12 protein-coding genes are annotated in these 12,340 nt (G+C 60.9%); 2 read left to right on the top strand and 10 right to left on the bottom strand.

Going from position 1 to position 12,340, the window contains the following annotated elements:
• Positions 1-79 precede the first annotated feature (79 nt).
• From R4P64_RS10905 to R4P64_RS10925, 5 genes are all read right to left on the bottom strand, one after another.
• Positions 80-946, bottom strand: a complete 867-nt coding sequence (locus R4P64_RS10905) for a hypothetical protein (RefSeq protein WP_317821088.1) — start codon at positions 944-946, stop codon at positions 80-82.
• A 14-nt stretch (positions 947-960) separates the two neighbouring features.
• On the bottom strand, positions 961-2,172 hold the full coding sequence (locus tag R4P64_RS10910; protein WP_317820711.1) for a serine hydrolase domain-containing protein: 1,212 nt from the start codon (positions 2,170-2,172) through the stop codon (positions 961-963).
• A 107-nt stretch (positions 2,173-2,279) separates the two neighbouring features.
• Positions 2,280-2,792: a DUF6764 family protein gene (locus R4P64_RS10915; RefSeq protein ID WP_033232335.1), complete on the bottom strand. Its 513-nt coding sequence runs from the start codon at positions 2,790-2,792 to the stop codon at positions 2,280-2,282.
• Between the two features lie 49 nt (positions 2,793-2,841).
• The gene (ligD, locus tag R4P64_RS10920; RefSeq protein ID WP_033232336.1) at positions 2,842-3,885 is read right to left on the bottom strand and encodes a non-homologous end-joining DNA ligase; all 1,044 of its coding nucleotides are present in this window, start codon (positions 3,883-3,885) and stop codon (positions 2,842-2,844) included.
• A complete protein-coding gene (locus tag R4P64_RS10925) occupies positions 3,885-4,931 on the bottom strand; it encodes an ATP-dependent DNA ligase (RefSeq protein WP_317820714.1) in 1,047 nt (348 codons plus the stop codon). The genes ligD and R4P64_RS10925 overlap by 1 nt, the downstream gene beginning before the upstream one ends.
• A gap of 89 nt (positions 4,932-5,020) precedes the next feature.
• On the opposite strand from R4P64_RS10925, the gene R4P64_RS10930 reads away from it, so the two are divergent.
• A complete protein-coding gene (locus R4P64_RS10930; protein ID WP_095888259.1) occupies positions 5,021-5,641 on the top strand; it encodes a hypothetical protein in 621 nt (206 codons plus the stop codon).
• A gap of 48 nt (positions 5,642-5,689) precedes the next feature.
• On the opposite strand, the gene R4P64_RS10935 is transcribed toward R4P64_RS10930, so the two are convergent.
• The 3 genes from R4P64_RS10935 to R4P64_RS10945 form a co-directional block, all read right to left on the bottom strand.
• Positions 5,690-6,841 (bottom strand): magnesium and cobalt transport protein CorA, encoded by a 1,152-nt coding sequence (locus R4P64_RS10935; RefSeq protein ID WP_045068640.1) that lies wholly within the window; start codon positions 6,839-6,841, stop codon positions 5,690-5,692.
• A gap of 267 nt (positions 6,842-7,108) precedes the next feature.
• Positions 7,109-8,065 carry an isopenicillin N synthase family dioxygenase gene (locus R4P64_RS10940; protein ID WP_219110857.1) on the bottom strand — a complete coding sequence of 319 codons (957 nt, stop codon included), beginning with the start codon at positions 8,063-8,065 and terminating at the stop codon, positions 7,109-7,111.
• Positions 8,062-8,541 carry a nucleoside deaminase gene (locus R4P64_RS10945; RefSeq protein ID WP_033232343.1) on the bottom strand — a complete coding sequence of 160 codons (480 nt, stop codon included), beginning with the start codon at positions 8,539-8,541 and terminating at the stop codon, positions 8,062-8,064. The genes R4P64_RS10940 and R4P64_RS10945 overlap by 4 nt, the downstream gene beginning before the upstream one ends.
• Before the next feature lie 106 nt (positions 8,542-8,647).
• Between R4P64_RS10945 and R4P64_RS10950 the strand changes: the two genes are divergently transcribed.
• Complete coding sequence (locus R4P64_RS10950) at positions 8,648-10,261, top strand: PucR family transcriptional regulator (protein WP_317820717.1); 1,614 nt, start codon at positions 8,648-8,650, stop codon at positions 10,259-10,261.
• Here R4P64_RS10950 and R4P64_RS10955 read toward each other — a convergent pair.
• Both R4P64_RS10955 and R4P64_RS10960 read right to left on the bottom strand, forming a co-directional pair.
• Complete coding sequence (locus R4P64_RS10955) at positions 10,142-11,563, bottom strand: purine-cytosine permease family protein (RefSeq protein WP_116102375.1); 1,422 nt, start codon at positions 11,561-11,563, stop codon at positions 10,142-10,144. The two genes, R4P64_RS10950 and R4P64_RS10955, sit on opposite strands and share 120 nt — an antisense overlap.
• An 87-nt stretch (positions 11,564-11,650) precedes the next feature.
• On the bottom strand, positions 11,651-12,268 hold the full coding sequence (locus R4P64_RS10960) for a TetR/AcrR family transcriptional regulator (RefSeq protein ID WP_317820719.1): 618 nt from the start codon (positions 12,266-12,268) through the stop codon (positions 11,651-11,653).
• Positions 12,269-12,340: the final 72 nt, after the last annotated feature.

Here is a 12,340-nt window from a genome sequence, read left to right on the forward strand (position 1 = left end):
CTCTCCCCTATCCCTGAAACACATAAGCACATCCACTTTCCAGACTATAACGTGTTCCAATTTGGCGCGAGAACGGTTTTCAGATCACGCCATTGCGTTTCAACAGGGCAACTGCCGAAACTGTGGCATGACCACGCCATTCAAGCACGGCAGCGGGTGAATAGCTGTCGAAATCGACCATCCATCCGCCATCGTCGCACTGCCTCGCCGCCAATGCGGACAGTTCCTCATCGATCACTCCCGCACTGAACAGCGTGCGGGTCGGACCTGAAGGATACGGCGAGAAATCGAGCGGACGCATGTACTCGTCGACAGCTCCCCCGTCCACGTGCACCAATCCGTCCGGAGGAATGAGCGCACCGAGTTTTGCCACCAACCGGACCTCGTTCGCCGCATCGAGGAACTGCAACGCAAATGCCAATTCGAGAGCACTCAACGTCTCGGCACGCTCGATCGCACCCAGGCAGAACCGAACCGCCGAATCGAGCCAGGGATGTTTGGCCACTGCGGAATCGAATTCGGCTACCCGCAACGCCGTGGCGCACACGATGGCCGTGATCTGCAACGACGATTCCGACGGATCCGCGTAGACCCAGAACGGTGCGCACCCAGCCGGTTCGGAAATCGGAAGAGCAAAGGGCAGACCACCGTCGACGGTCGATACCGTCTGCAGCCAGTCACACAATTCCAGGGCCCGCGGGGTCACCGCGGCGACATCGGCAAAAACCTCGAACGCATGCAGTGCTCCACCGGGTTGGCTACCTGGCGAACGCAGGTCCGGCTCGAGACCCCAGCCGTATCCGCCGTCGGGATTTCGGTAGCCGTCGACCGCCGCCAATGCAGCATCTCGATCGCCTTGCCCCAGAACTAAATTCAACCGGTGACGGTCGAGTATCCGGCCGTTGCCGGCCAGAAATCGTGTTGCTGCCGCAAGATCTACGACCATTTTCACCTCACTCGTTATCCCCGACGCGCGAGCTCCTGTGCTTCGGCTCCCAGCCTGGCGAGACGAAGGTCGCCAAGTGCTGTTACGGCACTACCCAATCGGTTGGTCGTGAAACCCAACGACAAGCCGCTGTCGAGGTCGGCATACGCGCCCGAACCACCGACGCCGTAGTGTCCGATGGCGTTTCGCGGTTGACGCCGTGCCGCGATGATCGGCGGGTGGTAACCCAGCGCCCAATTGGGCCGAACCGCGAGTACGTAGTCACGCTCTCTCGTTTGAATGGTCGCCATCTGATCAATGGTCGACTCTGTCAGGAACCGCTTTCCGTCGAGCATGCCGCCGTTGGCGATTGCCGCATACATCCTCGCCAGCGCCCGCGCGCTGAAGACTCCGTTCCAACCGGGCATCACTGTGTCATGCACCGCCGGATTACGAACCATCACGTCGAATCCGTCGGGCATCGCAGCCTCGGCCAGACCGCGAGTAGGGCCGACATGAGAGAGAACCGTAGACGCAAACGCCCAGTTGAGACCCGCTGGATTGATGTGCGGAAACAGCTTCGCGATACGCGTCCGCTCAGAGATGGGTACGCGGAACCAGAATTCGTCGACACCGAGCGGCTTCGCGATCTCCGCCTCGACGACGTCCGTGAAGGGCAGTCCCGTCACTCGCGCAACCAATTCGGCGACCAACCATCCGTATGTCACCGCGTGATATCCGGGGCCCTTCAACCGGCGCGGATCCGGCTTGCTCGCAGCCAGTGCGGCAACAACTGCGTCGTAGTCCATGAGATCGAGCGGATTGCGCATCAATCCACGCACCTTGTGCAGGCCGGCGCGATGCGTCATCAAGTCACGAACGGTGATCTTGTCTTTGCCAGCGGCACCGAACTCGGGCCAGTACTGCGCGACCGGCGCGTCGTAATCGATCAATCCACGCTCAGCCAAACGATGTACGACGGTACTGGCCACACCTTTGCCCGTGGAGAACGAGAGTGAGATGGTGTCGTGGTCCCAGCGGCGGTCACGGTCGGCATATCCGGCCCAGATGTCGAGAACTTTCTCGCCGTCCTGGTACGCAACCAAAGCGCCGCCGCCTTGCTGCGGTTGCCGGTACATCGCAAAGAACCGGTCTGCCAGTGGCAGGAATCGACGATCGACGTACAGTTCGGTCCGCGCCGGCACCTCTGTGTGTGCGAGTGAACCGCGCCGTGCGTTTGCAGTCATCGCGTCCTCCGATCCCCGTTTGATCACGGCAGCTGCCCTGATCGACCCACCACAGCTTTACATCTTTGTGACCGGTGTCACGAAGTGAACTGTAGTGCGGGGCACCGTCACGGCAGCGTCCAGGTCGAAATTCCATCGCTGAAACATCCCTGAGCAGTCGCGATATTGAAAACCAGCGCAGGACCCCCGGCGCAGATTGCGCCAACGTCGGCATCACCGACAGCAGCGCGACCGCCTGGGCCTGCCAGGACGACCGCAAACGGCGATGCGGTGCGCCCGAGAGCTAACGAATCCCGCCCGAAAGCAACGGCAGCAAGCATTCCACCGCGAGTTTCCGCGGCCGCGACGCCACCGAACATCGCAAGCCCAGCAGACGTGCCGCCGTCGCGCGAGTCTGCGGCCCCTACTCCGTCACCTTCGACATGCGAGATGGCGGAACTGTCCGCATCGGCAACCGCCCGGCACGCCGACGACCCGTCCACCAGAGTCTGATCGAGCCCTCTCGCAGAGCAGTCCAATGTTGCGGCCGACGCCTGCGAAGTAGCGCCGACAATGCTCAGAGCTGCGATTATCCCGCCGCCCACTATCAATCCTGTAACCCGTGCGCCCCGGTGATCCATTTCAACCTCACAATGCACTCGCGAGTCTCGGATTTGTCCGATTCAGACGCTACTCGGTTTCTGTCTGCTTCCGATCTCGATCGCGACTCGGTTGTACCCGTTTCGGTTCACCCGGCATTTTGGGGTAGTTGGGCGGATATGGGAGGTCTCCCAATCCTGCTGCGATGTCCTTCTCGAACATTTCCAGGAGAACATCGAGTTCAAAGGCCTTCTCGTGCATCGCTGCCATCGGATCACCGCGGTCGGCGAGCAGATTCGGGACCGTCGCGATAGTGCAGTCGTCGGGGTGTACGTCGCGCAGTTCGTCCCACGTCACCGGCGTAGACACGGTTGCAATCGGAGTTTTGCGCGCAGAATAGGCCGCGGCAATCGTTCTGTCCCTGGCATTTTGGTTGAAGTCGATGAAGATCCGCTCACCACGTTCTTCCTTCCACCAGGCCGTTGTCGCCCGATCGCCGCTGCGTCGTTCGACTTCACGAGCCAGTGCAATTCCCGCGTGTCGAACCTCGATGAAATCCCAACGCGGCGCGAGCGGAATGTAGACGTGCAGGCCCCGTCCACCGGACGTCTTGGGGAACCCTTCCAGGCCCAGTTCCGAGAGAAGTGGACGCAGTACCTCGTCGGCGATCGCGACGGCCTCCGCAAAACCGGTTCCGGGCTGCGGATCAAGATCGATCCGCAATTCGTCGGGATGATCGGTGTCCGGGCAGCGCACTGCCCACGGATGAAACGTGATGGTTCCGAGGTTTGCCGCCCACACGATGTTGGCAGCGTTCTGCACTCGGAGGACGTCGGCCTTGCGCCCGGACGGAAACGTCACCTCGCAGGATTCGACATGTTCAGGTCGTTTCGCCGGCAATCGTTTCTGGTAGACCTCTTCGCCCTCGATACCGTCGGGAAAGCGTTGCAGGTGTGTCGGTCGATCCTTCAGGGCGGCCACCGCGGCGCCCTGCAACGCCACTGTGCGGTAGTACTCCACAAGATGACGCTTGGTCCCGCCGTCGGTGCCCAATTGCGGATAGTAGATCTTGTCGGGGCTGGAGAGACGGACCGCGATTCCGTCGACATCCAGTTCCACTGCCGGACTGGCCATCACACACCACCTGCAAGGACATCCGCGAAGTCGTACCGCACCGGAACCTCCAACTGATCGAACGTGCACTCGTCGGGAACCCGATCCGGACGCCACCGCAGAAAGCGCGCTGCGTGCCGGAAGCGTTCCCCTTCCATTTGGTCGTACGCCACTTCCAATACCCGCTCCGGGCGGAGCGGGACCCACGAGCGGTCGGCTGCCGACTTCCATCGACTTGCCTCGCCTTCCGCCACCACGTCGTCACCGACGCGTAGTGGTTCGAGTTCTTCCAGCAACTCGATTCGCCGCGCCGCGGTGAATGCCGAAGCGCCACCGACCATCTTCAAATCGGAGCCGTCGAACAAACCCAGCAGCATCGAACCGATACCCGGTTGACTCTTGTGCGGACGGTATCCGAGCAGTACGACATCCGCGGTTCTGGCGTGCTTGACCTTGATCATCTCGCGCTTGTTCGGCAGGTAGGGGCCGACCAGCTTCTTGGCGATCACACCGTCAAGACCAGCGCCTTCGAACATCTCGAACCACCGCATCGCCTCACCGCTGTCGAAAGTTGCAGCCGTGACATGACAGCTCGGACCGCCGCCGATCGCGTCGACCAGCAATGCTCGTCTCACACTGAAATCTTCGGCCGCGACATCCCGATCTCCCAGCGCCAACAGGTCGAATCCAACAAATTGTGCTGGTGTCTGTTCGGCGAGCAGCGCCACTCGACTGGCCGCGGGGTGGATGCGCTCGGACAGCGCTTCCCAACTCAGCCGCGTCACGCCGTTCACTTCCCGGGGCACGACAAGCTCGCCGTCCACCACACATTTGTCCGGCAGTTCCGCCTTCACCGCTTCGACGATTTCGGGGAAGTACCGAGCCAGGTCTTTTCCTCCGCGTGAACCGAGGACTACCTCGTCCCCGTCGCGGAAGATTATCGACCGAAAGCCATCCCATTTCGGTTCGTACGACCACGTCGGCTGGTCGGATTCGGGTTGTACCGGCACTGTCGTAGCGGCCTTCGCCAACATCGGGGCGAGCGGCGGCATCTGAGGGAGGTCCACCCACTCATACTGACAGCCCGATTCGCTATTCGACTAGCAGTGAAGTGGAATAGAGCCCGAATAATCCAAGATCAGCAAGGGAGACTTGAATGTCCGGAATCGTCGGACGGCTGTGCACAGCAGTGATCGCAACGTCTGCAATCGCCATTTTCGCCACCGGGTGCGGATCTGACGTCGAGCCTAAAGCCATCGCGGAATCATCATCCACCGTGGCAGATTCGACCACCACGTCAGCGAGCACCACCACCTCGAAGATCGACGGCCAAGAGGGCACCGACGCGGGCGGCGACGTTGATATCGACGTGAACATCGGTGACTGCGTCAAGATCGGCGGCACTACGAACGACGCCGAAATCGACCACGCCGTGTGCGGCAGCGACGAATCCAACTACAAGGTTGTCGCCAAAGCCCCCACGTCGGATGAGTGCGCGTCCGACATCGATCAGACCTACTACGAGACTCTGCTCGGCCAGGAACAGGGCGCGGTCTGTCTCGACATCGACTGGGTCGTCGGCGGATGCATGGATCTAGGACCGGGTGGCCTCGACGACGAGCCGGCCCGTATCGACTGCGCCGATTCGGGAAGCGACGTAGTCCAGGTAATCGAAATCCTCCAGGGTTCGACGTCCATCGAAGATTGTGGTTCCGAAGCAGATTCGGGATTCGAGCACGCCGAACGCAAGTTCACCGTTTGCACGGCAACGCTCTAACCTGTTGTGCGCCTTTATCAACCGCCCGCGGTTGATAAAGGCGCACGGTCAGAGCCAGCCTCGCCGCTTGAAAATCGTGTAGAGACTTCCACACGTCAGCACCATCATCGAGAGCGCAAACGGATAGCCCAACTGCCAGTGAAGTTCCGGGATGTCGTCGAAGTTCATGCCGTACACAGTTCCGATCAGTGTCGGGGCAAAGAGAATTGCCGCCCAGGCCGACACTTTCTTGATCTCCTCGTTCTGCGCGTAACTCGCCTGCGTGAGATTTCGCATTTCCTCGTTCTGATTCTGCGATACCAGGGTTGCATTGACGGTCAGGATGTTTCCCAACAGTTGACGGAACCCGTCGGCCTGCTCGACCACTGTTGTCGCGTGGTCGGTGACATCGCGAAGATAGCGCTGCAGTTCTTCGTCCGTGTGGTATTTGTCGAATCCTGCCGACAGCCCACGCAGCATGCCGAGCAACGGCCGTGTGGCTCTCTGGAATTCGATCACTTCACGGGTCAATTCGTAGATACGACGCGACACTCCGGGATCGCCGCTGAATACCTCGGTCTCGATCTCGTCGATGTCGTTCTGCAGGCCGGCGACAACCGGCGCATAGCCGTCGACGACGGCGTCGAGGATTGCGTAGAGAACAGCTTCGGTCCCCAGACGGAGGAGATCGGGATCGTTCTCCATTCTGGTTCGCACGGCCGTGAGATCCGGTGATTCACTGTGGCGGACAGTAAGAACGAAGTTGGGACCGCAGAACACATGCAGTTCACCGAATTCGACGCGTTCGGTCTCGTCGCGATAGCGCGCAGCGCGCAACACGACAAAGAGTGTCTCACCGTATCGCTCGAGCTTGGGACGTTGATGTGCGGCAATCGCGTCTTCGACAGCCAACTCGTGAAGATCGAAATGCTGTGCTGCAGCGTACAATTGAGTGTCGTCGGGACGGTACAGCCCGATCCATGCCATCGACTGCGAATCCGGCAGGCACGACAACGCTTCGGCGAGGGTGGACGGCGACGCGATCCGAGCTCCGTCGCGGTACACACCACTATTCACGACCGTGGCTTCCACAGGCGCAATCGCATCGGTCGTTGCGGCCTTCACGACGGTGCGGGCGACGGGCGTGTGACCGGTTCGACTATCACCGAAACCTGCCGAGCGACGCGGGAAGGACGACCGGCGGGACTTGAATTCAGACATGCTGCAACAGCTTTCAAGGAAGAGTGAACGGCCAAGGCGCGCTTCACAGCGAAGCAGAGGCCGATGAACACACGATGAAGCTGCAGCAAAATACCCGGCAACCCGGGCGATCTACAGCTTCAGTTGGTACTCGGAGGTTGGCCACGCATTACAAGCCACACCTCCTCTTCCCTGAATTACTGCTCGTTCGCCATGCGCTCGGACGGCGCACGACGCCCACACATTACCCCTCTTCCGAGAACGGGACAAACCAGGGATTCTCGCCGACTAGAGAGTGATCGCGTCCAACCTGAGTTTGATGAAATCGGCCGACACGACGGGTTCCAGGCCGGACACTCGGCCGATCGGCAACTCCAACGGGGTGACTAGCGCATCGTGATTGAGTTCGTAGAAGTAGATGAGCGAGACCAGATCTTCCTCCGGAGCGTCCGTTTGGGGAGGAAGTACGCGGTGCCGGCCCGACGGCCAGCGTTTCCCACTCCAGTATTCGAGGAGGTCTCCGATGTTGACCGTCAACGCTTCTGCGTCGTACGGGGCGTCTTCCCATCCGCCTTCGTCCGTGTACACCTGCAGTCCACCGGATCCGAGCTCACGATCGAGAACTGTCACCGTTCCGAAGTCTGTGTGCGGACCGATGCGGAACTGTCCCGGCTCAGGCTCACCTACGACGCTCATCGGTGGGTAATGGTTGATGTTGCACGTCCACGTGGGGAGGTCGGCAAGCCCGTCGAACGGGTTGTTCGCCAAACCTAGTGCAGCTGCGAACATCTCCAGCAAATCGTCCGACAGTCGACGCATCTGCGCGGTGTAGACGGTCAAGAGCTCGTGTAGCTCGGCAACCTCGCTCGGCCAGACGTTGGAGAGAAACCAGACGTCGTCGACCAGCGGATCGCCCGTCCGAGTTTCGGCTCCGATCGCAAAGGTTTCCTTGAGATCCGGCGGAGTTTCGGTTCCCTCCGAGTAACCGTTTGCCTCCATTCCCGGGCCGATCCATCCGCGTTCACCGACTATTGCGGCGTACTTGGCTTTTGTCGACTCGGGTAGCGCAAAGAACTTCCGGGCCGCGGCTCGCACGTCTGCGGCAAGTTCGCGGGTGATCCCATGCCCGCGCACGAGGAGGAAGCCCGCACGTTGCAGCCCTTCGTCCACCTCACGCGCGACAGCTTCAGCGCCCGGACCGCCGGCCCGCCAGAGGGAAATATCCACGGTCGATACAGCCTTCATTCCGCTACTCCGATGTCTTCGTTCCACAGTGCCGGGTTTGTTTCGATGAACTCGGTCATCAAATCGATGCAGTGTTGATCTCGCAGAACGGTGACAGACACCCCGTTTTCGCGGAGCCACTCGTGCCCACCGGTAAATGTCACGCTTTCACCGACGATCACGGATCCGATGTTGAACTGACGCACGAGCCCGCTGCAGTACCAGCACGGCGAGAGCGTGGTGACCATGATGGTCTGCCGGTAGTCACGTTGCCTTCCGGCCGCACGAAAGGCGTCGGTTTCACCGTGCACCGACGGATCGTCGTGCTGGACTCGACGGTTTCGTCCACTACCGAGAAGGGTGCCGTCAGACGCGAAGAGTGCCGCACCGATGGGAATTCCGCCCTCACTGCGGCCGAGTTCGGCCTCGGATATCGCTGCCTGCAACATTGTCTGGGGGTCGAGAGCGCGGGAAGCGCTCGTCACAGTCGTCGACATCCCTCTACTTTCTGCTGTTCGGACTACATCCACAACTGACACATTGTTGTAACGAGCCGCCCTTATTGTGGACATACTGTCGCCCAGAGTGAGGAACGCCCAACCGATGACTCTGACCGTGCGCGAGCTGCTCGACAACCAGTTCCGTGGGGCCGATCCACAGGTTCTGGCCGGTGGCAGCCAGTTGGGACGTGTGGTCCGCTGGGTCCATTCGAGCGAGATCTACGAGATCAGCCCGTTGCTGTCCGGGGACGAGTTGTTGCTCACCACCGGCTTGGGTCTGTCCGGGGTCGATCCGGGGACCAGGCGGCACTATCTGCGAGAGGTCGGGAACCGAAACGTCGCCGGAGTTGCCGTAGAACTCGGCCGAACCTTCGACGCGATTCCGTCGGACATGATCGAGGAAGCGGCGATCATGGGAATGCCGCTGATCGCACTCCGGACTGTTGTCCCTTTCATCGAACTGTGTCAGAACGCAAATACCGAAATCATTTCGCGTGAAGTCGCTGTTTTGCGCCTGGGAAATGATCTCGCTCGCGTGCTCGAACTCGAGTTGATGGCAGGCAGTGGTGTGGCCACTCTGCTCGAGCGCATCAGTGACGTAACGGGGTGCCCTTTGATCGTGACAAGCGGCAGTGGCGCCCTCGTCGCAGCACATGGCGTCGACGACGATCGGTCAGCCTGGCGTGCCGCTGACGCCGGAACTGCCACTGCCGCTATCCATTCCAGAGACGGAGCCTGGGGGACTCTGACGGCCGGGCCTGGTTCGACACTGAATCCGGCAACGTTGCATGGGCTGTTGCAACGCTCAGCCGGTTCATTGGGGTTGGCACTGACCTATTCGGGAAACCTGACCGGTCGTCCCCAGCGGGCGGCCGCTACTCTCGTGTCGGATCTGCTGGAGCGCACCGACGTACGGCAGATCGACCTTCGCGTCAGATCCGCGGCCGCTGGGTTCCATCCCACTCCCGGCCACCGCGTCGTTGCGATCGCGATCGACTCCCCTGGTTCGCGAATCGCCACTCGCCTCCTCGATTCCGCGGCCAAACTCCTCGGCCAACCGAACTTGGGAGCCGAAGTACATGCCAGCACGTTCGGTCTTGTTGCAGTGCCGGCCAAGACGATCGATGCTGTCGGAGCCGTGAGTGCGGCATTCGGAACATCCCTGTCGTCCAACATCACCGACGGAGTCACGGTGGTGATCGGAGACCCGTGTGCGTTCACTCCGTCCGAGGTCAGTGCGGCACTTCATGCTGCCCGATCAGGGCTTCGCCTTGCGACGTCGGCTCGTCGGACCTGGCTCGCCGGGCGCGTGGTGACAACCACTCGTGAACTGGCCCCGGAACTCGCGGTGGACCAGTTGCCGGTGGACGTTCGGGAGCGGATGGTTGCCCTCGTCGCTCCCCTGATTTCCTGGGACGACACCCATTCGAGTGATCTCACCAGAACACTCGAGGTTCATCTCCGTCATGGTTGCAGCGCAACACGTTCGGCGGCTGCGCTGCACCTGGGCCGGCAATCGCTCTATCAGCGACTCGACCGTATCCGGGCGCTACTCGGATACGACCCGTCGACGCCGTCGATGTACGCGACTCTGCTTCTAGCGCTGTGCGCTCACCGGCTTGTCGCGCGAGATCTTCGAACCGTTGACGAGGAGGTAAAGCCCGCCCGCGATGACAAATCCCACGAAGAACGTAATGTCGCCCAGCTCGGGGACTGACCGTACGACGTACCCGACAAACTTCTCTTGGTTGGAGAACAGCAGAACCGAGGTGAGGAGTGCGATCACGAAAGCTGAGAATCCACCCCAGTTGGTGTGTTCCGGGTCGTAGAGGAGATTGTCGATGCGCTGCCCGCGGCGCAGGTATTGGTCGGCGAACATGATGCCGAGCCACGGACCGATCCAGTAGGCGACGACAAGGAGGAAAGCTTCGTAGCTTGCTGCTGCGTCGGCGAGTGCCCACCACGCAACCAGGAATCCGACAACTCCGAAAACCATCGCGACCATGGCTCGCTGCGTTTTCACCGGGAGTTTCAATCCGATGGTCACAAAGGCCATCGAGCCGGAGTAGACATTGAGCGCATTCGCGGCGACGGCACCGAGCGCGATGGCCAGTAGCGTCAGATTGGCAAGTGCCGAAGGAAGATTGGATGTGAACGCGTCGGCAGGGTTATCCGACGACGGCGCGCCGATCGTGACCGATGCCGCACCGACCACCGACAGTGCCACGCAGGAGACAAACAGTCCGGCCGACGCGAACAGACCTGTTCGGAATGTCGAGACCGACGCCGGAAGGTAGCGCGTGTAATCAGCGGCATAGGGCGTCCACCCGGCGGCGTACCCGAACGCGGTGCCCACGGTAAGGAGGAAACCGCCGAGTCCACCGACGCCGCCCTCGATCGCCGGCGCACCTGGATTGGCTTTTGTCAGAATGACAATCGCAGTGATGGCAAAGATCACGGCAAGTACGGGAAACGCATATCGCTCGAAAGCCTGAACCAGGTTGTGCCCGAAGAAAGCGAACACGGTCTGGATGACGACGATCACCAACAGCGAAGGCACCGGCGGCAATCCGGTCAGGGTGTTGAGCGCAAAAGCGCCGCTGACACTGTTGGTTGCAAACCATCCGACGCCGCACATGATCGACATGAACGCCGACGGCAAAGCGTTACCTCGGTATCCGAAACCCAATCGGCCGAGCACCATTTGCGGCACACCGTGCAACGGTCCGCGTGCCGACAGCACGAAGTGCGCGGCCGCACCGAGAGCGGTTCCGATGACCAGTCCGAGCGTCGCCTGCCAGAACGTCATCCCGAATACGGATACGGAGAGAACTCCGATGAAGATCGTGGCGAATTCGAGGTTCGGGGACATCCACGTCCAGAACAGCTGACCAGGGGTGCCGTGGCGATCCTCGTCGGGAATGAACTCGTTTCCGCCAGGTTCGACGGCAAGTACGCGATCTCCGTACTCGCGATCCACCCCGGTCTGCTCGCCGGTTACACCCTCGGTAATTGCCATAAGAGAACCTTGGGGTGCGGCGAGAGCTGCGACAACCGACAGACTGTCTGCCACGACAGTCAGTTCTACGGACAGTCTGGCGCCGCGCTAGTGTTCCGCGCGCAACCCGCCGATCAGGAGTTCGACGATCTCGTCTGCCAGCGCCTCGGTTTCGGCGACCGACTGGCCCTCGCGACGGCGATACCAGAGATCGATACCGTTAAGGCTACTGAGCAGAACCTTTGCCGCCATGCGCGGTGACGAGGCGCGGATCGAACCGTCTGCGACTCCTTCGATCATCACCTGTTCGAAAAGCTTCTCGTAGTCCAAGCGCAGAGCGTTGAGTTCGACGAGCGCCTGCTGCTGGCGCGGCTTGAGCGCCGAACTCATCTGCCCCCGCACGCCCTGGTGGATTGCATGATGATGTCCGAGGTGCGTCATGAGATTGATCAGATGCGCCCGCGACATCGCCGCGAGCTTGACCAATCCGGTGCCGCCCGCCGCCACTTCTCCGTCGACTTCCGCTCTGAGCCTGCTCATACCCTGCTCGAAAATAGCCAGGTAGATATCGAATTTCGACCGAAAATGGTAGTAGACAAGACCCTTGGTGGCGCCGACGCGATCGGCGAGGTCGTCGATGGTCGTGGCGGCATATCCGTCTGCCGCAAATGCGTCTGCCGCGGTCTCGATGATCACCGAGCGCATATCAGGTGTGTCAGCACTCATCGTTCGCCCTTCACTGCCTTGACTTGTTTCCGCACTTTGACATAGTAATACTCAGTAGTATCCCAGATCAGA

It is taken from the genome of Rhodococcus sp. IEGM 1366 (assembly GCF_033142425.1).
Taxonomy (GTDB): Bacteria; Actinomycetota; Actinomycetes; order Mycobacteriales; family Mycobacteriaceae; genus Rhodococcus_F; species Rhodococcus_F globerula.